Below are 21,732 nucleotides of genomic sequence, written 5' to 3'. Positions count from 1 at the left end.
TGAACGCCGATATCCCCTCCACGAACGCAGATAAACGAATAAACCAATCTTTTCCCAAAGAAAAAGTGAGTGCCAAAGCCAGCGAAAGCCCAAACAGCCTCACTTTCTTCAGAAAAAAAGGCTAAAAGACATAGATCAAAAGAAAAACGGATGCTTTTCGCAAGCGAAAAGCGAAAAAACCGACAGAAATCCTCACAAACCCTCAGACATGTATTCGCTGTCAACATTCAACTAATAATTCTCCCCTCATTTCCCAAAACCTCTCCCAATCCTGCAGTTTAATGGTAAAATTTATTAAAAGGAGTCGGAAAATTCTTGATTCATTTCGATTCAATTAGAAGGTGCTGAGCGGATGAGAAATTATACGCGGCTAGAAAAGATTTTATTCATATCCTCACCATTCAATCCGCGAAAACTGAAAGACGAATTGAGTGGGAAGACCGTTTTGATCACCGGTGCGAGTTCAGGTATCGGCAGGGAGTTTGCCTACCTGCTGGCGGACACCGCTGCGCATCTGGTTCTGGTGGCAAGAAGAGAAGAAAGCATGAAATTCATGAAGGAGCGGATCGAGAAAAGTTCGGCAAGCGTAACGGTGTTCCCGGCAGATCTGCGGAACGAGGAAGAAGTGGATGATTTGCTGGCATTTCTGCATGGATTGCCGGATGGGCTGGATGTCATTGTCAGCAATGCCGGCATCTCCATCAACCGTCCGATTGCCAGGTCACTCAATCGCTACCATGATTTCACGCGTACCATGGCGCTCAATTATTTCGCACCGGTAAAATTATTGCTGTCGCTCATCCCGCTGCTCGAGAAAAAGAACGGCCATATCCTTAATATTTCCACCATCAATGCGCTGCTGTTGCCGGTTCCGCACTGGGCGGCTTATCAGGCATCGAAAACGGCGTTTGATACGTGGCTTCGATCGGCAGAGCCGGAGCTGAAGAACAGAAATATTTCCACGACTTCGATTTACCTGCCATTGGTGAGGACACCGATGATTGAACCGACACCCGCTTACCAGAAAGCGCCGGCGATGTCGCCTGTCCATGTGGCTGAAATTATCGGCGAGGCAATGTATTCGAAACGAAAAGTGTATAAACCGTGGTGGCTGATCTTCGGGCAACTCGCGTCGGTCGTTTTCAGAGCGCCTTTATCGTTCGTCATGCCCCGCCTGATAAAGAAGAAGGAGTGAAAGGCCATGATCCATCTGCTGAAAATACTAGATCAGCTCAATTTTCTTTCCCCTTCAAATCTGGGGCGTCTTGGTCGTGCACTCCGCCAAAATGGAGTGAACCTGATGCTTTTATTCGCGTTGACTGAAAAAACGGGTGGCCATAAAACCGCTTTGGTCGACAGCAGGGAAACCGTCAGTTACGGGGAGCTGCAGAAACGGTGTGACACTCTTGCCCGTCATCTGGCGGAACAATACGGTCTGGAAAACGGCCGGAAAGTCGCGTTTTTCTGTAAGAATCACGCTTCGTTAGTGTCGGGTATTTTTACCGTGTCCCGCCTGGGCGCGGATGTCTTTCTGCTGAACTCTTCCATGAGTCAGCAACAGTTCGACCGCCTCATGGAAGAGCACGATTTCGACTTCCTGATTTATGACGATGAATTCAGTGGGATAATCGAAAAATCCCCTTACCGGAATCCGAAACTCGCCAGTTATCATGAAACGGAAACGGCGATCAGCAGATTATCTGCTGAAACTTCCGCCGAAAAACACAAACTCCCTCCGGCTTCCAGCGGCAAAATTGTGCTGTTGACAGGTGGCACCACCGGCAAGCCGAAGCAGGTGGTTCACCGGCCGTCCCTGTTTAATTTCCTGCAGCCTTTTTCTGCATTGCTGAACCGGCTGCAGTTGCCCCAATACAAAACGGCCTACATTGCGACGCCAATCTATCATGGCTACGGAATCGCTGTTTTGCTGTCGTTTTTTGCGCTCGGCAAGAAAGTCGTCATCCAGGACAGCTTTGACGCGAAAAGAGCCTGCGCCATCATCCGTGAGCACCAGGTTGAAGTCGTTACGGTCGTTCCGCTGATGGTGCATAAAATGCTGAAGGCGAATAAAGAAGATCTCCGCTCGCTTTCCTGCATCGCTTCAGGCGGAGCAAAACTGAATCCGGCTCTGGTGGAGGAAGTAAACCATCACCTTGGGGGAGTGTTATACAATCTGTACGGGACTTCGGAAGCGGGATTGAACATCATCGCGGATCCTGAAGATTTGAAGCAGCATGCGGGTACACTTGGCAGGCTGATTGAGGGTGGCCAGCTGCGCGTTATGAAAGACGGAAAAGAAATGAAGCCGGGCAGTATCGGCGAGTTTTGTTTTCAAAACAAATGGTCGATGCAGAACAGCCAGAGTCGCTGGATTCAGACAGGCGATATCGGCTACTATGATTCGGATGGTTATTATTTCCTGTGCGGCCGGACAGACGATCTGATCATTTCAGCCGGCAACAATATCTATCCGCTGGAAATCGAAGCAGCGTTAACCCGGCATCCGTCTGTAGAAGACGCGGCTGTGATTGGAGTGGATGATGTTTATGGCGGTCAGATGCTGACGGCATATGTGCAGCTGCGTCCGGGAGAAAAGCTGCCTGCAGAAGCGCTGACTGCTTGGCTGCGCACGCGCTTGGCCGGGTTTCAGATTCCGCGAGACTTCGTTTTCGTCAAGGAATTGCCGTATACAGCGGTCGGGAAGCTCGACCGGAAGCGGGTTCAGGCGGGGATGAACATCGGAGCCTGACATTAGGTAAGAAGCTTCGTGGCGTGAATCAATATATTGAATATCTTTGCAAAGGGAGAGCAGGGGCTTTAATCAGCCTCTTCTCTCTCTTTCAATTATTTTGACCTTTTTAGTTAATTGAATCAGCAGCCGATCCTGTAATTAGGAAAGATAGTTTAAGGAATAAAAATAAATAAAAAATTTTAATTTGTTTATTGTATTGTTTGGTTTTATTTGGTATAAATTTCTAGATGCTAATAAATTTATTGCATATTAAGGATAAAGAGTACACGATAAGGAAAATGGGGAATAGAAATGAAGAGGTTAGAGAAGTTTTTTCAAAAACGATTTTTGAAATTGATCTGTGATCATAAAGTACGGTTAGTCGCCTATGTTTTGGGATGAAGGATTTTTCTATGCGCTGATTCCTTATTGCAAGTCAAGAATCATGTTAAGTTGCACTATACTGGTAAATAAGAGACTGGCGGATTCTCGTGTGCTGAATTATCGTAAGCAGAACTGGAGAAGTTTGAGTTTAGTGGAACGGGCTCTCAAAATGGAGAAGCAGGGAAACTTCTATCATAGGTTGCTGATTGGGAAATACGAAAATTTCGCCCTGAACATGGGCTATTTAACTTGGGAGAGTGCTTTGGACAATACGTATTGTATCTACCACAGTGAAAAACAAGGTCAGTGGTATGTAACGCTGCTCCCCAACAAGGAATGGGCGATATGGAACTGCAGCAATGAAAAACCGCCTTATCGCTCAACCGCATTTCATACATGGCAAAAGGCCATAAATTCCCTGCGCTTATCTTTCGAAAAAGAAGGACTGCCGGAATGGAATTGGCGGCCTGAAGGCTTTGATGAAGGGGAAGACATTTTTTCCAAAGAGCCGGATCAGGAGAAAAGGTATATGTATTGAAGCGTCTGCTGAACTTTATATAATAAAAAAAGAACGTGATATTCTTTCTTAAAAATAGCCTGAGAGAAACCGTCTAACGGATTTCTCTCAGGCTATTTTTCTGTTTTATTTACTCAAATCCTGCTTTTCTTCAAAATCATAAATACGGTAAGCATCCTGTCCCATTTTCTTCGCTTCATACAAGGCCATGTCGGCGAGTTTGACCAGCTGCTTTTCGTTCGTCGCATGGTCGGGATAAAGGGCGACGCCGATGCCAGTGCTTATTTTTATTTCGTATCCATTAAAAGTAATGGGCGTTTCATATGACTTTAAAATTTGCCTGGCCATATTTTCGGCGGCATCCACTGAATCGATGCCGGGCAGTACTGCGCCCATCTCATCGCCGCCTAAACGTGCGGCCGTTCCTTCTGGAGGCATGCAGTTCTGGAGTCGGACTGCCATTTCCTTAATTACCGCGTCACCCGCGTCATGGCCGAATTGGTCGTTGATCTGCTTGAATTTATGCCCGTCGAGCATGAATACAGCCACTTTTCTGCCGGAATATTGGGTCTTGCGAACGGCTTTTTCAAGCTCGTCGTCAAACGTACGGCGGTTTGGAATACCGGTTAAATGGTCGTAGAACGCCATACGGGCAATATTTTCCTGGAGTCTTCTCCGTTCTGTAATATCCCGCGATATCGTAAATAGCTGTTTTACTTCGCCGTTTTCCAATACAGGAGTGGGCGAAACTTCCAGCCAGAGGTAATGGCCCTGCTGATGCCTGAAGCGGATTTCCACTGTGGAGGGTTTTCCGCCGTTGATCAGGGAAGTTACATTGTCCATTAAGGCTGCCGCATCTTCCGGATGGACATTTTCCATCATAGAAGTGCCGATGCAGGCATCGGCGGAATAGCCTGAAATTGTTTCGTAGGCTGGGGACACGTATTCGACAACGCCATCCAGATTGATCATCGTGATGATGTCGAATGTGCTTTCTGTGATGATTTTGTATTTCTCCTGGCTTTTCTGCAGCTCTTTTTCCGCTTTTTTTAATTCTGTTACATCTTTATAAATGATGGTGGCCCCGATGATTTCTTTGTCGTCATTCCGCACCGGTGAATAGGAAGAAATGATATTGAGCAGTTTTCCGGATTTTGTAATACGGATGGTCTCATGTGAATTGACGGTTTCTCCCTGTAGCAGCATTTCGACGATCCGGATTTGATCGTCTCTCATGCCCGGGGGAATGATGGTGCCTTTAAGGTTGATCATTTCTTCTTCCGTAAATCCGAAAGTCTCTTCAAACGCGGGGTTCACTTTCAGGATGTCGCCGTTCGTATCAATATAAAAAATTGGATCGGTAGAATTCTCCCAGAACAATTCAAGCTCTTTTTTCGCTTCGGTCAATGCCTTTTGGACTTTTTTCTGTTCAGTGATTTCTTTGGTAATCGCATAGATGCCGATCACTTCGCCTTCGATAATGATCGGAACCGTGTTCACCTGGAAAGTGGCCTCTTTGTGTGCCTTGGTATAGATGGTCGTTACAAAATCGATGGACTTCCCGGCCAGCGCCTTTTCAAACTTCGAGGCAGTTTCTTCAATACAGTCCTCAGTCACCAGTGAAAGAATGGACTTCCCAAGCAGCTCTTCTTCGCTGTAACCGGTGGCTTCTGTGACCATCTTGTTAACGTGGATGAAGTTTTTATGCTGATCAAATTCAAATACCGCATTGGCGTTGTTTTCTATGAGGGAAGTCAGCCGTTTCCGCTCAATTTCCATTTCCTGCTGCGTCTTGAGAACGGAGCGCTTTTTCCGTTCACGTTCGGTGACGTCCCTTACAATCGCCAGTATATACTGACAGTCGCCATTTTCATCCGTTATCGGATTGAGCATCGTTTCGCCGAAAAATTCGCCGTTTCTTGTTTCCATCTTTTCAGTGAACTCCAGGGAGTTTCGAGTAGATTGCACGTTCTCGTACAGCTGGATCATGGGCCCGCTTATTTCAGGCGGCAGCACTTCATCGATGCGCCGTCCATGGACTTCGTCGAATGGCAGAATCGCCAGGGCGGCAGGATTCACATAACGGTACCGAAAGGAATCCTGCTCTTTCTCCATCAGAAACACTGGATCTTTTATGATGTCGAAAAGAGCTGTATAGGCTGAAATATCGTAGATTAATTTTTCTTTGTTGTGATTCCCCATCCTGTTCTCCTCCAAGCGATCAATAATTGATTCAATGTGACTTAATCCGGTTTATGTAAAGAGAGTAATCCTATTTTATTTCAATTAATGAAAATTATTAGTTATTATTTTCCATGTAAACAAAGTTTAAGCTATCGGGCAACTTTAAACCATTATTTTTCCTCATATTGATTGGGAAATATCAGAATCCTTTGCTTGTTTATCACTTTAGTCCTCTACTGCAGTATAGACTTCTTTAGAGGAAAAAGGATGTTTTTACTTGTAAAGAAAATTATTTTTTATAAGGAAATGACAACTTGCAGTTGCTTAACATTTTTCTGCAATCTTGCTGTAAAATTCAGTTAAGGACTAAAACAGAGACATAATATAGAGAGAAGGATGGATTCTGTGGGGAAGATGAAATGGATACCGATTCTTGTTTTATTATTTTGTGCGGCATGTTCATCAAACAATGTGGAAGAAGCGGAAAATGTCCGTTTGGAGTATTGGGCAAAAGAAGGCTCCGAAGAGATGCCGGTAGAGGAATACGCTGATGAAACGAACGGACTTGCCGTTTTCAGGGATGTGGTCAATCAGGCAGAAGAACTGGAAAAGGAGGCGGTTATAGTCACGAGACCATTGCTGACACTCGAGTTTATGATGAAGAGTGAAGAAAACCGGAAATACCATCTGTGGGTAACAGAGGCAGGGGAAGGCTATCTCCAGAGCCTGCATCCGCATAAGAGCGTTACACTCAGGATGGATCTGGATTCTGCAGAGGAACTAAAGGATTTTATTGCAGCGAAAGAGGATGTTGAAGTTTTGAAGGGAGATATTGAGTTTGAGCAGCTTGGTCAGAACAACTGATCTTCAATATAAATCTGACATTATTTTTCGGTGGCGTCAGAATTTCTTCTCCTGTTTTTATTCCAAACCAGCCCAGTCAGGATAAGAATCCCTATGGCTATAGCGTACTGATAACTCGGCGGCACGGTAAGGGTGACGCCATAAACCACTGCCACTTCAAGAATGACGGCAGGAATTTTGCCGATGGTGCTGGCAATCATGAACAGAGGAGCGGAAATCGACGTCAGGGCAGCACCTGCTGTCACAAAGCCTGACGGTACGAAAGGAATCAGGCGCAGCCCAATGACGGCCCATAACACGCGGCTTCCCGAAGACCGCTGAAGATATTGCCAGAACGGTTTCTTCAGCCAGTGAGGATCGATTTTTGAGAACCCGAACCGGTAGAGATAGAAGCCAGCAATGGCACCGAAAATTTCTCCGGCCAGGGAAAGAACCGTTCCAAGTGTGACGCCGAACGAATTGATATTGAGGGCCGTCAGCAGAACACTGGGAAAAATCCCCAAGGCGCCAAGCCCCATATTCAATAAAAGGAGCAATATAAAATCGATGACAGGGATTTGAGTAAGCATGGCAGGATTCGCCTCCTGTGCAGATGAAGAATTTGAGGGATGAGTTAATTATACACCGTCTTTTTTTTTACGGCTTTAAAATCGATATGAATCTGCATGTTGAACAAGACCCCGGACACCTTGACCATTAGGTTTGCCGGGGTCTTTGTATCTTCACTCATTACTCGCTTTGGCCACATCAGGGTGTAAGCGCATAAAGCGTTTCTGTTCCAATATCGGACCCAGTTGAAAGAGCAGCACACCTCCACTGATCAGCAGAATGCCTAAGAGCGACTGCCATGTAAAGGGAACTTTCTCAAGTCCGAACCAGCCGAGCGTATCCCACATCAATCCGAAGAAAATCTGTGACACCATGACGAGTGAGATGGCACGGCTCGGACCGAGAAGCTGCACGCCTTGTGTTACACAGGCAACAACGCCGACACCGACGATGCCGCTGAACCAGAACCAGGGCTCTGCCTGGAAGCTGAACAAATTGGCTCCTTCAAATATGAGGCCGGCCGCCAATGATGCAGCAAAACCGAGAAACAGAACAAGCGCCGTAGTGGTCCAGACACTGACCTGTTTTTTGACGTTTGCATTAAATGTGTTCTGAAGGCAGACAAAAGCGCCGCCGATAATTGCCAAAAAGATGCCGAGAGCCATTTGGATTCCTCCTATTCGTAGATGTTCTGTCCTGCCTGTTCCAGGAGGGCGTCCCGGTCCAGCAGGATTATTTTGCCGCGCTTCTTCACAATCCATCCGGCCTGTTCGAATTGCTGCAGGACCCGGTTCAGGTGGCGATAACTGGTACCGATCAAATCCGCCATATCCACAAGCGACGTGGATTCGAGCATCTGTTGGGCAGGAGTCATCGACAACAGGTAGCTCGCCACGCGGACGTCGACCGTATAAAGCAGGTTGAAGTTCATCGCCCGTGTTTTTGTTTCAAATTTTGTTGTGATGGTCTGCAGCAGAAACTGAAGCCATGCGGCATTGTCAGCCATTTCTCTGCGCAAGGCTTCATATGAGATGCAGATGACGACAAGATCCGTTACCGCTTCCACTGTGTTAATGAAAGGACAATTCCTGACGTATTCAACATCACCCACAATATCAAAAGGTGTCTTAAATGCCAGGATCAGCCGTTTTCCTTCAGGGGACAGCATGGATATTTTCGCTTTCCCTTTAATCAGCAGATAAAGCGTGTCTGCTTCGTCGCCTTGTGAAAACAGCCGTTCACCGCCTGTATACGTCCGGACAACCATTTCTTGCTGGACATGTGCCGGGAACAATTCAAGAAGTCCGAACTGCTCCAGGGATTGCGCTATTTGCCGTTCCATTTAACTCCTCCTCACCACTTTAAAATAATGACTCCAACAACCATCATCAGAACACCGAGAATCTGTGTCCTCCCGATTTTCTTCAGGGACATATCAAACCAGCCTCTGCTGTCGATGACGATCGCGAGGACGAGCTGCGCAATCAAAAAGATGGAGATGGTCAGGGTGACGCCCATGATATGGACTGCAGTCATATTGCTGAACAGCACGACAGCCGCCAGCATGCCGCCGGACGCATACAAAGGCGACACCTGATTCAGCTGCCGATAAGAGCGGTCTCTGATGATCAGTACGATAAGAATGGCTAAAACGAAACCGGTCAGCTGGGTCATTGTGGCGGCCTGCCATGAGCCGATTTCTTTGCTGATTGCAGCATTTGCGACACTCTGGAATGTGAGAAAAAATCCGCCGAGCAGTGCGAACAGGATTCCTTTCATGAAAATCACGCACCTTTCTATACTCCTAATTTACATTGCGTGAAAAGTTATGAAAAGGACACATGTCCTATTCAAGGTGAAGGAATTGAAGGAAATTAGCAAGCGGAAGAAACAGAGAGAACAGAGGGGAAAGAAGAGGTTTTAAGAAAAAAAAACACAGGCAAACTCAAATCTTCCGAGTTTACCTGTGGACTTGAACCTGTCAGCGCAAAGTGCGATGGGTCATTGGCCGATTCTTACAATCGGCTTGATGGTCGTTCCTTGTTTGGAGTCTTCGAATGCTTCATTAATTTGATCAAACTCATATACTTTCGTCAGTTTATCGAATGGGAACAGGCCGCGCTTGTAATAATCGACCAGTTGGGGGATGAACACCTGGGGAACTGAATCCCCTTCAATTACACCCATTACCGTTTTGCCTTCCGCCATGATGTCGTTGTGGACATCGAACGTGATTTCCGGAGTTACGCCGACAATGGCACACGAACCGAGTGGACGGAGCGCATGGATCGCCTGTTTGACGACAGGCGGCACGCCCGTTGTCTCGACAGCATAATGGGTGCCCCCGTTGGTGATCTTTTTGATTTCATCAACGACATCCACATTTTTGCCGTTCAGCGTATGCGTCGCCCCCAATTCTTTGGCCAGTTCGAGGCGGTTATCGTGGATATCGACGGCGATAATGTTGAGGCAGCCTGCAATTTTTGCTGCCATTACAGCACTCAATCCGACTGCACCGCTGCCGTAGATTGCGATGGAAGAACCGAACTCCGGTTTGAAACGGTTTAAAACGGTGCCTGCCCCTGTCTGGATGCCGCAGCCCAGTGGACCGAGCAATGTCAAATCCACATCCGGATCAACTTTGACGACATTCCGTTCATTGGCAACAGCAAAAGTTCCAAAAGATGATTGACCGAAAAATGTTGAGACGTCTTGGCCGTCGTGATGAATCCTGTTTGTGCCGTCCTGCATTTTGCCGCCGAAATTCAGGTCATTAAAATTCAGGCAAACGGTCGGATGAGCGGTCAGGCAATTTTCGCAATGGCCGCAATATGCGAATGACAGCACCACATGATCGCCAGCTTGAATCGTAGTAACACCGGAACCCGTTTTTTCAACGATGCCTGCTCCTTCATGACCCAGAACCGCAGGAAACGGGGACAGGCCCAAATCTCTTGCCACTGCATCAGTATGGCAGATGCCGGTTGCTATAATTTTCACCAGCACCTCATTCGCCTTTGGTTCGCCAAGTTCCACTTCTTCGAATTTAAACTCTTCTCCCAATCCGTGTGTAACGGCTGCCTGTATTTTCATTTGGATCCTCCTCTTAAATTTTGATGTTCTTAAACAATTACCCGATTATCGTCGTGGTACTCGTAAACGAGGAGATAAATTACAGTGGATGGCAGAAAGGAATAAAAACGGAGAAGCTGGCAAGCAGGCCGGCATTACAAGAATAGATGGATGGTTTCTGTATAATAGACATAAGAAAAAAGAGCGCTGCAGAAAATTCGGACCAGGTAAAAAACTGTTTTTCACAGACTTTCCACCAAAAAGGAGTAGAGTAAAATGCACAAATCCTTGAGCAGGAAATTCGATAAACAAGCCGGTCGCTACAACAAAAGCCGAGGGAACGACAAAACGTTCAAGTACCGGGCGAAGATTTTCGGGGAGGCAGAAGGCAAGGTGCTGGAAGTGGGCATTGGGGTGGGGCTGAATTTTCCTTTGTACAAAAATGATATCGAATTGACGGGAGTGGATTTCAGTCCTGAAATGCTGAAGAAAGCGCAGGAGGCAGCGAAAGACTATCCATTCGAAACGAGACTCATGCGGGAAGATGTGGAAGCGCTCCAGTTTCCGGAAAATACATTCGATACAATCGTCTCGTCGGGGACGTTATGCGCTTACCGGGACCCTCTTAAAGTCTTGAACAATTTTCAAAAATGGTGCCGTCCGGAAGGAAAGATATTGCTGCTGGAACATGGCATCAGTTCCAATAAGCCATTGGCCATTCTGCAAAGAGCAGCAGATCCGCTGGCTGTAAAATTGATCGGATGCCATGCCAACAGAGATATCAGCGGACTAGTAAGGGAATCAGATCTGCAATTGGTTAAGGAAGAGCGCTATCTGGCTGGAAACGTCTATCTGATATGGGTGAAGCCGTAGCGGGAGCAACCAACTCGGAGGATTCAGAATTATCAAGAAAAAGTGTTGATGCTAATTTTTATATGGTATACTTTTCCATGTAACTGAAGGAGGTACGGTCCAGTGGTGAAAAAATAATCTGGGAAAATCTTAAACTATTTTAGTAATCCATGAAATATACATGAAGATTTTCTCTTTCGTTGAATTAGTAATAGAAACAAAAGGGAGAGATGACATGTTAAATAAAGTGAGCGATTCGATTTATTATTTATCCAATCAGGATGACAAAGAGAGGCCGGCCTTAGGGTTGGTAAGCGGCGAAGAAGCCAGTCTGATTATCGACTGCGGCAATACCCCTCAGCATGCCAAAGACTTTCTGGCTGAGATTGGGAGACTGGATGTGCCGCCGGTGAAATATGCCGTCATTACACATGCGCATTGGGATCATTTCATGGGCATGAATGAGTTTGATGCCACAACTGTTGTCAACAGCCGGACAGACGAATTAATGCAGAAATGGCAAAGCCTCTCGTATAATGACAGTTCGCTTCAGAAGTGCGTGGACAAAAAGGAAATGAGTCCCCAGTGCATGGAGATTCTGCAAAAAGAGATGCCGAACCGGGATAGCTTTAAATTAAATTCACCTGATGTAATCTTTGGAAATACAGTCACCATTGATCTGGGAAATAAAAAATGTGTGCTCGAAAAGATTAGAAGCACCCATACAGATGATTCTACGATTGTCTATATTCCGGATGATAAAGTTGTTTTCCTGGGGGATTGTGCATACGGCAAAACGACAAATGGATTATTCCATATCAAGCAATCTCTGCTGGAGCCAATGGTTCAGGATATTCAAAAGTACGATGCGGAATGGTTCGTGCTTGGCCATGAATCCATCTGTGACTCGGAGGAAATGGATCTATACTGGAAAGAGCTGACTGCGGCAAGCCAAGCTGTAGAATCTGCTTCTCTGGAAGAAGCAGAGGAGAATTTTAAAGCGAAGAATAACAGGGGACCAAATGAAAATGAATTGTTCTTCATCCAGGCATTTGTGAATGACCGGATTATTCAATCACAATAATCCGATAGAAAGTGTTCTCCGTAAAAAGCAAAATCCGCAGCTGGAATTTTCCGGCTGCGGATTTTTTAATCCTTTGTCTGTTTGCGGTAAACGATTACTGTCAATGCGACGGCAACGAGAGTCCACAGAAGAATGATGGCGAAGTGGGACCACATCGAACCAATGGCCGTGCCAAGTTCAACTTTGGTCGCAATTTCAAACAATTGGTGATTCGGGAAATAGACCAATACTTTTAAGATCGGATATTGCTCGGCTAATGGCACCGCGAATGAACCAAAGGAAAATATACCAAGCACCGGCAGCACAATGACTGAGGATTCCATTACAGATTTTGCCCAGAGACCGAGCAGTGTGCCGACAGCAATATAGAAAAACGACGACAGCACAAGTGCCAAAGCCACAATGGCGATATTCGCCGGCTGGTATTCCGCCAACACGGCACTGAAGAAAATAATCAGCATCGTAAGAACAAAAGACAGAAGACTTTTGCCGCCAAGGATATCTGCCGTACTGGCAGGAGACAGCATTAGACCGCGCAATGTATTCTTCTCTTTTTCTTCAGCAATCAGGCAGCACTGGACATAAGTGGCAGTCAGCGCAAACGTCATATTGAAAATCATGTAATGGGAAGCGAGTGAATCGACGCCCATTCGGCTGTAGATGGCCGCTATGAAAAGTGGAAGGAATATAACCACTGACACCGCTAAATTTCTTGAAAAGTCTTTAAGGTCTTTCTGGAAAATGGCCGACATGCGTTTGATTGATACGTTCATGCTAATTCCCTCCCTGTCATTTGGACAAAAATATCGCCCAGCGATGGTTCGTTTGTATGGATGGTTGCCACCTGGTCTGTTTTCATGAATTCGAATAAACGCTCAGCGCCTTCCGAACCTGCGGGCAGAACCACGATTTCCTCATTTTTCAACTCTATAGTAACAGTAGAGTCGGAATGGCTTTTCTTCAATTTCGCCGGAGTGTCAAGCAATTGGATCTTTCCTTTATCGAGAAAAGCGATGCGGTCGCAAAGAGAATCCGCTTCCTCCATATCATGGGTGGTCAAAAAGATGGTGGTGCCTTTCGCGTTGAGCGCCTGCAGCCCTTTATGTATATGGCGGGTGTTCACCGGGTCGAGCGCAGATGTCGGTTCATCAAGAAACAGCAGATCCGGGGCATGGAGCAGCGTCCGGGCCAATACGACGCGCTGTTTCATCCCTTTTGACAAGGCTGAAATCTTTTTGGCTTTCTCTTCTTTTAAATTGACGGAATCCAGTACTTCCTCAATTGCGGAAAACGGGATGTCGTAAAGCTGGCAATACAGCTTCAGGTTTTCATGGATGGACAGGCGGTCATATAAGCCGCTGTTGTCTGTCAGCACCCCGAATCGCTTTTTCACTTCCGGCTTCTTTAATTGAGATAAAGCTTCACCGAACACCGTAGCCGTTCCACTCGTCGGCAGCAGCTGGCCGGTAAGAATTTTAATCATCGTCGTCTTGCCGGATCCGCTTGGTCCAAGAAAGCCGAAAATTTCTCCTTTTATAACGTTGAAATCCAATCCGTCTACAGCAGTCTGATTGCCGTACACTTTCACAATGTTGTTCACTTCGATTATGTTTTCCATATTCATCCTCCTGAAGTTCGTTTTACTTAACTGACTTCAGAATAAAGTCGATTCGGCAGAAAAACAGCTGTTTTTCGGTAAAAGGAGCTATTTTAGGGGTGAATGGAGCCTATTTCAGGCCAAGCATTTCCTTTAAACTGACCATTTTCGTCTTGGAAAGTGGAATTTTCGATTTGGCGGCGTCATCGAGGACGAGACTGTAACTGTTTTTCGTCCAGGTGATCACTTCCCGCACTTTCTGCAGATTGACGATATACGACCGGTGGCAGCGGAAAAATCCGAAAGGCAATAACCGGTCTTCCAGTTCAGTCAATGTGAAATAGCTGGGAAAAGCTTCGCCTTTGATGTGCAAAAACGATTGGCCTTCGGAACTTTCGATGTAATCAATTTCCGGCGGGTCAAACAGCACAATTTTTTCATTCACTTTGGTCGGTATTTTTTCGAATCGGACCGGCTGCAGCGATTCTGGCTGAAGAGGCGCCTCTTCTTCAGTATGTATAGCCGGTTCTTCGCTTGCTTCCGGCTCTTCATCGGCAGTCTCCACGCGATGGAGGCCTTTGTCATCCAGCCGGAAAACATCTGTCCCTAACGTTACGGCAGACTCCATATTGCCGGTCAGCACCAGGATGCCTTTATTTTGCTCGCGCAGCCCATGGAGAACCGAGAATAGAATCCGTTTGGACTCATGGTCGAGATTCTGATCCGGTTCTTCAAGTACATAGAAATCCGGATTTTGAAGCAGCAGGCAGGCAAGCTGAAGCCGTTTCCTTTCCGAATGGTTCAGTTTACCGGCTTTGACGCTGCGTTTGCTGAGGAGCTGCACCGACTGCAGCACGTCATCGACTGATTGGGAGGAATTGTGCAGATTGTGGTGAAAGCGCAGTGTTTCTATGACAGACAGACGTTCATAATAGCCGGATTCAAGAAAAAAGAAGCCGATGCCGGCGGTTTTTGCCGACAGCGATTTTTCTTCGAAAGTGATTTCGCCATTTGATAAAGTGGACGTTCCAAGCAGCAGATCCATCAGCTGCTGCCTGATATTGACGTTGGTGTGGAGAGCAGTAATGTCCCCTGCTGCAACAAGCAGGTTGAAACTTGGGAAAATCACGTTATCTGAGTATTGTTTTTCAGCATCTTTAAATTGCAGGACCATTGTTTTCGCTCCCTTTTCTGGATTGGTTAATGGAGATTCTGGAGGAGTGTCATTTAAAAGAGAGTCTCACCTGCTATATTGTAGCTGAATAAGGGATTTATTGGAATGAGAATTAGGATATGGTGCTGATAAAACAGGATTGACTTCTCCCGTCATTTCGATTAATCTGGATAAAATCTAAAATACGGCTTGCAAGTTTAAGGACCAGTAGACAAACAGGACTTTCCCAGAGAAGATATCGAAAGCTGCGAGATATCCAAAGGACATTTGTCGAACCTGCCTTTCATATCCTGTATTGAAAAATACAGCGGCTGATCCCGTTACCGATTCAGAGAGTAAAGCTTTGCTTTAAAAGAAGGGTGGTACCGCCTCAAGAGGTCCCTTCATTTAAAGCAGGGCTTTTTTTATTTCAAATAAAACAGTCAGAACGGAGGGGCGTCATGAAAAAAGTGAAATTGGTGCAGCATCAGGAAGAATATTGTGAAGAAATCTACAGGCTTTCGTCGGCGCCTCAAGTGAAAGACGCGCTCGGTCTGCCTGACGGGACAGTGGCAGATACAAGGCGTTTTATCCAGCGGGTGCTGGCAGAAGAACAGGCGGGAGCGACCATCCCCCGTGTCATTCTGAATGGGAAAGATAAATTGATCGGCCTTACAGATCTGATGTTCATTGATCACCGGAAAAAGTCCTGCCACATCGGCACATGGATTGGCCATGAATACTGGGGGCAAGGGTACAACGAAGCTTCCAAGCTTGCGATTCTGCAGATTGCATTTGAGGAGCTGGAGCTGGACTGCGTTTTCGCCGGAGCGAGGACGGTGAATATCCGTTCGCAGAAAGCTCAGGAAAAACTGCCGTTCATCCGCCTCGGTGTGGAAGCTGAATTTCGGGAAGAGCACCAGGCGCTGGAGCAGAAAGAGAAGCAGCCCTGTGTTTTGAATGTTTTTTGCAAAGAGGATTACTTGTCTTATATAGAAGAGAAAATGATTTCCCAATAAGCTGCGGAGGAGAATGAAGATGACAAAACAAATGGTTGAAAAAATCACCAATATGGATGAGGATTTTGCGCAGTGGTACACGGACGTCGTGACAAAAGCGGAACTGATCGATTACTCGAGCGTTCGCGGTTCAATGATCATCCGCCCTTACGGCTATGCCATCTGGGAGAATATCAAAGATGCGCTGGACCATGAAATCAAAGGGACGGGGCACGAAAATGTCTATATGCCGCTGTTGATTCCGGAAAGTCTGCTTCAAAAGGAAAAAGATCATATCGAAGGATTTGCGCCGGAAGTGGCATGGGTGACGCACGGCGGGGACGAGGAACTGGCTGAACGGCTGTGCATCCGGCCGACTTCCGAGGTTTTATTCGCTGAACACTATAAAAACATTATCCACTCGTACCGGGACCTGCCGAAGCTTTACAATCAATGGGCGAATGTCGTCCGCTGGGAGAAAACGACGCGGCCGTTTTTGCGCACGCTTGAATTCCTGTGGCAGGAAGGGCATACGTGCCATGAAACGGAAGAAGACGCACACGAAGAAACGGTGAAAATGCTGGAAGTCTACTCCGATATCTGCGAACGCGTCCTGGCGATTCCAGTATTGAAAGGACGGAAGACGGAAAAAGAAAAGTTCGCTGGAGCGAAATATACCTATACCATCGAAAGTCTGATGCATGACGGAAAAGCGCTTCAATCCGGAACTTCACATAATCTCGGCACGGGATTTGCGGAATCGTTCGGCATCGAATTCCTGAACCGGGAAGGCAAATTGCAGCCGGTCCATCAGACTTCATGGGGTTTCACCACCAGAATCATCGGCGCCATGATCATGGTGCACGGTGATGACAAAGGCCTGGTGCTGCCGCCGGAAGTCGCGCCGGTGCAAGTCCAGATCGTGCCGATTGCCCAGCATAAGGAAGGCGTGCTCAATACAGCGTATGAACTTCAGCGTTCATTGAAGAATTCTGTGCGGGTTAGCATTGATGCGAGCGATAAGAAACCGGGCTGGAAATTCAATGAATCGGAAATGAAAGGCATCCCGGTCCGCCTGGAAATCGGGCCGAAAGATATCGAAGAAGGAAAAGTGGTGCTGGTCAGAAGAGATACGGGCGAGAAGATTCACGTTAAAAATGCGGACTTGGAAACGGAACTGCCGCGCCTGCTGCAGGATATCCAAAAGTCGCTGTACGCCAAAGCACTGGAACATCGCATGAATAAAACAAGCATTGCGTTGCATATGGATGAGTTCAAAGAGGGGCTTGCGGAAGTTGGAGGATTCATCAAAGCGATGTGGTGCGGAGAGCGTGCCTGCGAAGATGCGATAAAAGAAGAGACGCAGGCGACATCGCGCTGCATTCCTTTTGAAGACGAGGCGCTTTCGGACAGCTGTGTGTATTGCGGGAAAGAAGCGAAGGAATTGGTTTACTGGGCGAAGGCTTATTGAGTTTGTTAAATTCATCCTATGTATCTATTAATATAGTAAAGAAATTTTTGAGCATGGATAGCAAGTATATCCATGCTCTTTTTATCATATAAAAAATGGGATATATTCTAACTGCCTAAATTAAACTATGGAAGAATGAAATTATAAGTATAAAAGATATGATACATACGGAAAAATTTAACTGTTTCCATACAAGCATGGGTGGTTTAATGAATATCTTCAGGAACTTTCTTAGGGATTTAAAATACTTGATAAATAAGATTTTTCTTTATTAAGCTGGTCAATTAAAGCATGATCATCAACGAGTCTTGCAATTTCAAATGCCTGCTCTATGAATGAGTTGGATTGACTCGACCTTTGTTCAAGTAATAAACCTTTTCTTAAGTACGACAGTGAAATCTGCATATATGATTTCAGTTCTTTTGCTTCTTCTATAACCTCTTCATTTAATAGAAATGCCTCCTCAAATGCTCTTTCCCTAATAAACAAATGAACAAGATTAAATTTGAAAGGGAGAATTATTTTTCTATAGTCATGGAAATCTTTGTATTTAACAGCCTGTTTAATTGCGAATTGCGTAATTGAAATAGCTGTTGGAATAGGAAATAGAAAAAGAATGCTATTTATCAGTTTTAAATCTGAAAGATACCATATATTTGAGTTTTGTAATCTGAGCCATACATCTTCAGCATAGCGGCGGGGAACTTCAAAGTTTTCCGATTCCTTAAGTATCAAGAATGCTTTCGATAGAGCCAAAATATCTTGAATATAACGGTCTTCCACTGTATGAAGGTAACTTTCTGACATAGAAATGATTTCCGTAAGTTTGTTAACCTCGATAAACTTTAACTCATTAAAACGACTGATAATTCTATTACGATCTGAGTAATTATATCCATTATGAATAAATTGAAATTCATCATAACTAATTTCCAGATTATTTAGCAGAACTTCAAACTTTTCTAAAGTTACATCCATTTTTCCAAGCTCAAATTTAGAATAAGAAGTTTGATGCATCATATCTCCGTTTACGTCACTTTGACGATAGTTTTTAGAAGTTCTGATATCTTTAAAAGTCTGTCCAAATTTCTTCTCCATTTCACACCGCCTATTTGATAAATAAGCTTATATGCTTATTATGAATGATTAAATTTTAGGGGGATATACTTGAATTGGTAACTATACAATATATGTAGGGGCATTGATGGCATGAGCCTGTCCTATAAATACCAGACTTTATTCTTACCGAGTTAAACTATATTAATAAATGAAGAGGAGAACTGATACTTGCTATTCCAAATTTTGTTCCTAATAATCTTATTCTTAGCATTAATCACAATTATAATGTTCAAAAATAATATTAAGTCTGCTGGACTGTTAGGTCTAGTCTTCTTTTTCTTCGGTGGATGTTTAGTCTTTTTAATCGGGTTTTATATTTATTTAACTTAGATACGAGGAGGCAGGATTAGGATGGATATGTTATTGGCTGTATTTTTATGTATAGTTTTGACCTTCAACTTATATGTACTTATAGAAAAGAAAGCCGCTCAGCGAGAAAAGTTATTACTATACTATTTGACAGCCGTTGTGCTTTTTGTTCTAAGTATGATTAGCGGCAATTAATAAATTTTTACATTATCCTTAAATCTGTTCATCCTTCAATTATTTTACCAGTGTTTCAAATCGCTTTGGAGGAAATGCCTCTCCTGGTAAATAGCCTGGATATGGAAACAGTTCTGATATTTTCTTTTATTTCAGCGAAAAAATGTCTGCATTCTAATTTATTGTTTAGTTGTTGGCTGGGGGATTTATTTTCTCGCCTTAATAATCATCGTCGTAGGGAACTTCTGCGCTTTATGGAGGGAATAATAACGGTCGGAAACTTCCGCATCCATGTCTTTCAATTCACTTGGCACATCTGTTTCAACAACTTCTTCGATGGTAAAACCGGCTTTGATCAGTGAATTCAAATAAGTGCTGAATTTCCGCCTCGGAATAGCGACGGGCGCATCTTCGCCTTTGAAGTTTTTGTACCGAATCATATCTTCTTCCTGATAAGAGCTATGGAGAGAGAGAACGCCGTTGTCACTTTGCAGATGTGCATAGAGCGGATGATCCCAGCTGAAGAGAAAATAACCTCCCGGCTTCAGATAGGAATGGATCAAGTTGAACGTTGTATCCAGATCGGTCGTCCAGCCAATGGCATAAATGGAGTAGACAAGATCAAAATAGTCTTTCGGAATGCAGATATCTTCTTCCATCGCTGCACAGTGCAGATTTGCCTGCAGCCCTTTTAAGGTTTCCGCGGCAGCGTCAATCTGCTTCTTGGAAAAATCGACACCCCATAATTCAGCAGCACCTTGTTCGTTCATATAGGCTAAAGAGTGGCCGCTGCCGCATCCAACATCCAGCACTTTTTTGTCCTGGATCGTTTCAAACAGCTGCAGTTCTTCTTCGGTTTGGGCAAATGGCCCGAAGCTCGGCAACGCATCGATTCCATTGAAATGCACGGCCACTGTATTCCAGCTTTGCTGGTTCTGTTTTAAAATCTCTGTCTTCATTATTATGCCTCCATCTCTATTCTGTTATATCCTTCGGAACATCCCAGATAAAATAATGGCTGGAATACTGTCGGGTTTCAATCACGACCGTTTCTTCCCCTTTATTAAAAATAAGCCCGGACCCCAGCTGTTCGGTGAATTGCCAGCCTTCAGCCGCCATAAAATCGAAGATGACGCCAAATCGATCGTCTTGTCCAGCTGCCGACACATATCTGATTTCATTTCCGGAATCGAGCACTTCTTCAAATCCGGCATCAGTGAACTCGTATTTGGCGATTGCCATCAGGTAGGGCACCGGATTGCCTTCCTGCCCGAGAGCACTTCCGAACCGGATGGCAATAAAACCGAAAAATAATAAGAGAATCAATAGAAGTGTTATCAGAACTTTTTTCAAATGCACCCCTCCTCACAATATTTTCTATATACCTTTGAACTTGTCTCTGGCATGATATTTGTTCTTTTATTCACTTAAGAGATTTTGTTCGAATATCAAATAATTCGAGCAGAGCCTGGTTATTTGATTTATTACTTTGAACTTTGAGGGTTTGGATATATACCAGATGCCGAGGGTCCAATTCAAAATTGGAGCCACCTGACACGATGACAGGGCGGTTAACGCAATAAAGTAATTTGGGCCTTGTAACCAACCCCCATTGCAGAGCTGGAAATTCTTTTCGAAAAACTTCTCCAAAATAGATGCAGATATCTGTGATGAAACTGTGCGTTGCCAAAGTGAATTCAGGCGATTGCTCTAAATAAACCTTGTGCCTCCATTCTGGCAGGTTAGCCAGTTCCTTTTTTATTTGCTCGGGAGACTTGGATTCAGATTCTACCAGAGGAATAAACCACTCCCATAAAGCAGCCAGTGATTCGCGCGAAAAATCAAGAGGGTGTGCACCGCTTTCAGTGCTCCAGGTATAGAGTGTTTCTAACTGATTCAGCCGATGGGGTATTTGGCTGATGAACCAGTCGAAGTATTGCTGTGCTTCCCTTTTTCTCATCTCTCTGAATTCCTTAATCTCAAAAGGCGGGTCCATTGCAAAATAGTTCATATTTTTTCACCCTTCTGCCGTTTATTTAAGAGGAATAGTTCAGCTGTCTTAAAATCCAGGGCAAGAAAAATTACCAGTTAGTGTAACTTACTTGTTTTAATGCGGTCTAATGGCAATAAAGGAGGGATAGGTATGAAGCAGTTGATGGTACTATTGTTAGTAAGCGGACTGATTCTGGCAGGATGCCAGGCGGGTGAAGAGCAGGCAAGTCCGGCTCCTCCGAAAACTACTGAGCAGGAGCCGGCGAAATCTGCATTTTCTCCGCTTCCTGCAGTTGATGTAATCGAAGTAACAAGTTCGGGTGAAGCAGAAAACCTGAACCGTTTCTATGTATTTTTGGAGAGTGCGGAAGCTAAAGAGCCAGACCATATCCAGATCAGACAGTTTACGACCGAAGGAGATCCGGTAACCAAGGATATTAAATTTGACGGGTCAGAGTTTAAGTCCATCTTGGACACGTCCAGGGATCAATACGGTCCGCGTGGGGTAGCCGAAGCGGTTTGTGACGAGTTGACTGTAACAGAAACTGCTGAAAGAACAGATTATCAGTTGGAAGGCTGTGAGAATAACCAGGAGAATCATTTGCTGACTGTCTGGAATTAGCAGGTGAGCGCCTATATTTGGCGCTGAACGCAGATATAATTTTCTGAACGCAGAAATAAT

Annotated in this window: 24 protein-coding genes and 1 other annotated feature; of the genes, 10 read left to right on the top strand and 14 right to left on the bottom strand. The window is 45.1% G+C overall.

The features are described from left to right. A partial coding sequence (locus KW93_RS17760) for a hypothetical protein (protein WP_235318360.1) occupies nucleotides 1–227 on the bottom strand: 227 nt, incomplete at its 3' end. Between the two features lie 125 nt (nucleotides 228–352). On the opposite strand from KW93_RS17760, the gene KW93_RS04695 reads away from it, so the two are divergent. The 3 genes from KW93_RS04695 (at nucleotide 353) to KW93_RS04685 (ending at nucleotide 3,653) form a co-directional block, all read left to right on the top strand. Next, nucleotides 353–1,195, top strand: a complete 843-nt coding sequence (locus KW93_RS04695) for an SDR family NAD(P)-dependent oxidoreductase (protein WP_033541819.1) — start codon at nucleotides 353–355, stop codon at nucleotides 1,193–1,195. 6 nt (nucleotides 1,196–1,201) lie between these two features. Beyond that, a complete protein-coding gene (locus KW93_RS04690) occupies nucleotides 1,202–2,749 on the top strand; it encodes an AMP-binding protein (RefSeq protein WP_033541818.1) in 1,548 nt (515 codons plus the stop codon). A gap of 370 nt (nucleotides 2,750–3,119) precedes the next feature. Beyond that, nucleotides 3,120–3,653 carry a hypothetical protein gene (locus tag KW93_RS04685; RefSeq protein WP_235318359.1) on the top strand — a complete coding sequence of 178 codons (534 nt, stop codon included), beginning with the start codon at nucleotides 3,120–3,122 and terminating at the stop codon, nucleotides 3,651–3,653. Nucleotides 3,654–3,758: 105 nt separating this feature from the next. Here the strand turns inward: KW93_RS04685 and KW93_RS04680 are convergent, their stop codons facing one another. After that, nucleotides 3,759–5,834 carry a sensor domain-containing protein gene (locus KW93_RS04680; RefSeq protein ID WP_033541817.1) on the bottom strand — a complete coding sequence of 692 codons (2,076 nt, stop codon included), beginning with the start codon at nucleotides 5,832–5,834 and terminating at the stop codon, nucleotides 3,759–3,761. Between the two features lie 387 nt (nucleotides 5,835–6,221). Between KW93_RS04680 and KW93_RS04675 the strand changes: the two genes are divergently transcribed. Next, complete coding sequence (locus KW93_RS04675) at nucleotides 6,222–6,680, top strand: hypothetical protein (protein WP_033541816.1); 459 nt, start codon at nucleotides 6,222–6,224, stop codon at nucleotides 6,678–6,680. 20 nt (nucleotides 6,681–6,700) lie between these two features. On the opposite strand, the gene KW93_RS04670 is transcribed toward KW93_RS04675, so the two are convergent. The 5 genes from KW93_RS04670 to KW93_RS04650 all read right to left on the bottom strand — a co-directional run bounded on the left by KW93_RS04670 (nucleotide 6,701) and on the right by KW93_RS04650 (nucleotide 10,322). After that, complete coding sequence (locus KW93_RS04670; RefSeq protein WP_033541815.1) at nucleotides 6,701–7,249, bottom strand: TVP38/TMEM64 family protein; 549 nt, start codon at nucleotides 7,247–7,249, stop codon at nucleotides 6,701–6,703. A 153-nt stretch (nucleotides 7,250–7,402) separates the two neighbouring features. Beyond that, nucleotides 7,403–7,894, bottom strand: a complete 492-nt coding sequence (locus tag KW93_RS04665; protein ID WP_033541814.1) for a DMT family transporter — start codon at nucleotides 7,892–7,894, stop codon at nucleotides 7,403–7,405. A gap of 11 nt (nucleotides 7,895–7,905) precedes the next feature. Beyond that, nucleotides 7,906–8,571 carry a Crp/Fnr family transcriptional regulator gene (locus KW93_RS04660; RefSeq protein ID WP_033541813.1) on the bottom strand — a complete coding sequence of 222 codons (666 nt, stop codon included), beginning with the start codon at nucleotides 8,569–8,571 and terminating at the stop codon, nucleotides 7,906–7,908. An 11-nt stretch (nucleotides 8,572–8,582) separates the two neighbouring features. Beyond that, nucleotides 8,583–9,008 carry a DMT family transporter gene (locus KW93_RS04655; RefSeq protein ID WP_033541820.1) on the bottom strand — a complete coding sequence of 142 codons (426 nt, stop codon included), beginning with the start codon at nucleotides 9,006–9,008 and terminating at the stop codon, nucleotides 8,583–8,585. Nucleotides 9,009–9,230: 222 nt separating this feature from the next. After that, a complete protein-coding gene (locus KW93_RS04650; RefSeq protein ID WP_033541812.1) occupies nucleotides 9,231–10,322 on the bottom strand; it encodes an NAD(P)-dependent alcohol dehydrogenase in 1,092 nt (363 codons plus the stop codon). 255 nt (nucleotides 10,323–10,577) lie between these two features. On the opposite strand from KW93_RS04650, the gene KW93_RS04640 reads away from it, so the two are divergent. Both KW93_RS04640 and KW93_RS04635 read left to right on the top strand, forming a co-directional pair. Then, the gene (locus KW93_RS04640; protein WP_033541810.1) at nucleotides 10,578–11,174 is read left to right on the top strand and encodes a class I SAM-dependent methyltransferase; all 597 of its coding nucleotides are present in this window, start codon (nucleotides 10,578–10,580) and stop codon (nucleotides 11,172–11,174) included. A 214-nt stretch (nucleotides 11,175–11,388) separates the two neighbouring features. Next, the gene (locus KW93_RS04635; RefSeq protein ID WP_033541809.1) at nucleotides 11,389–12,237 is read left to right on the top strand and encodes an MBL fold metallo-hydrolase; all 849 of its coding nucleotides are present in this window, start codon (nucleotides 11,389–11,391) and stop codon (nucleotides 12,235–12,237) included. A 65-nt stretch (nucleotides 12,238–12,302) separates the two neighbouring features. Here KW93_RS04635 and KW93_RS04630 read toward each other — a convergent pair whose 3' ends face one another. The 3 genes from KW93_RS04630 to KW93_RS04620 form a co-directional block, all read right to left on the bottom strand. Beyond that, nucleotides 12,303–13,010 carry an ABC transporter permease gene (locus tag KW93_RS04630; protein ID WP_033541808.1) on the bottom strand — a complete coding sequence of 236 codons (708 nt, stop codon included), beginning with the start codon at nucleotides 13,008–13,010 and terminating at the stop codon, nucleotides 12,303–12,305. After that, nucleotides 13,007–13,855 carry an ABC transporter ATP-binding protein gene (locus tag KW93_RS04625; RefSeq protein ID WP_033541807.1) on the bottom strand — a complete coding sequence of 283 codons (849 nt, stop codon included), beginning with the start codon at nucleotides 13,853–13,855 and terminating at the stop codon, nucleotides 13,007–13,009. Before KW93_RS04625 ends, KW93_RS04630 begins: the two co-directional genes overlap by 4 nt. Before the next feature lie 109 nt (nucleotides 13,856–13,964). Further along, on the bottom strand, nucleotides 13,965–15,008 hold the full coding sequence (locus tag KW93_RS04620; RefSeq protein ID WP_033541806.1) for a LytTR family transcriptional regulator DNA-binding domain-containing protein: 1,044 nt from the start codon (nucleotides 15,006–15,008) through the stop codon (nucleotides 13,965–13,967). A gap of 191 nt (nucleotides 15,009–15,199) precedes the next feature. Then, nucleotides 15,200–15,394: a binding site (T-box leader), on the top strand. 54 nt (nucleotides 15,395–15,448) lie between these two features. On the opposite strand from KW93_RS04620, the gene KW93_RS04615 reads away from it, so the two are divergent. After that, complete coding sequence (locus KW93_RS04615; protein WP_033541805.1) at nucleotides 15,449–16,006, top strand: GNAT family N-acetyltransferase; 558 nt, start codon at nucleotides 15,449–15,451, stop codon at nucleotides 16,004–16,006. A 19-nt stretch (nucleotides 16,007–16,025) separates the two neighbouring features. Further along, nucleotides 16,026–17,456 (top strand): proline--tRNA ligase, encoded by a 1,431-nt coding sequence (gene proS / locus KW93_RS04610; RefSeq protein ID WP_033541804.1) that lies wholly within the window; start codon nucleotides 16,026–16,028, stop codon nucleotides 17,454–17,456. A 231-nt stretch (nucleotides 17,457–17,687) separates the two neighbouring features. Here the strand turns inward: proS and KW93_RS04605 are convergent, their stop codons facing one another. Further along, entirely contained in the window at nucleotides 17,688–18,554 is an 867-nt protein-coding gene (locus KW93_RS04605) for a helix-turn-helix domain-containing protein (protein ID WP_033541803.1), read from the bottom strand. Nucleotides 18,555–18,926: 372 nt separating this feature from the next. Here KW93_RS04605 and KW93_RS17395 point away from each other — a divergent pair, with 372 nt between their 5' ends. After that, nucleotides 18,927–19,079, top strand: a complete 153-nt coding sequence (locus KW93_RS17395) for a hypothetical protein (RefSeq protein ID WP_161787025.1) — start codon at nucleotides 18,927–18,929, stop codon at nucleotides 19,077–19,079. A 185-nt stretch (nucleotides 19,080–19,264) separates the two neighbouring features. On the opposite strand, the gene KW93_RS04600 is transcribed toward KW93_RS17395, so the two are convergent. From KW93_RS04600 to KW93_RS04590, 3 genes are all read right to left on the bottom strand, one after another. Then, nucleotides 19,265–20,017 (bottom strand): class I SAM-dependent methyltransferase, encoded by a 753-nt coding sequence (locus KW93_RS04600; protein WP_033541802.1) that lies wholly within the window; start codon nucleotides 20,015–20,017, stop codon nucleotides 19,265–19,267. A gap of 16 nt (nucleotides 20,018–20,033) precedes the next feature. Next, on the bottom strand, nucleotides 20,034–20,411 hold the full coding sequence (locus KW93_RS04595) for a hypothetical protein (RefSeq protein ID WP_033541801.1): 378 nt from the start codon (nucleotides 20,409–20,411) through the stop codon (nucleotides 20,034–20,036). Between the two features lie 70 nt (nucleotides 20,412–20,481). After that, the gene (locus KW93_RS04590) at nucleotides 20,482–21,069 is read right to left on the bottom strand and encodes a hypothetical protein (protein WP_033541800.1); all 588 of its coding nucleotides are present in this window, start codon (nucleotides 21,067–21,069) and stop codon (nucleotides 20,482–20,484) included. 132 nt (nucleotides 21,070–21,201) lie between these two features. Between KW93_RS04590 and KW93_RS04585 the strand changes: the two genes are divergently transcribed. Beyond that, nucleotides 21,202–21,672 (top strand): DUF4362 domain-containing protein, encoded by a 471-nt coding sequence (locus KW93_RS04585; RefSeq protein WP_033541799.1) that lies wholly within the window; start codon nucleotides 21,202–21,204, stop codon nucleotides 21,670–21,672. Nucleotides 21,673–21,732 lie beyond the last annotated feature (60 nt).

This window comes from Planococcus sp. CAU13 (genome assembly GCF_000775575.1).
Lineage (GTDB): Bacteria > Bacillota > Bacilli > Bacillales_A > Planococcaceae > Planococcus.
Note: the sequence above shows the minus strand (reverse complement) of the source record. Positions and strands in the feature narration are given on the sequence as shown.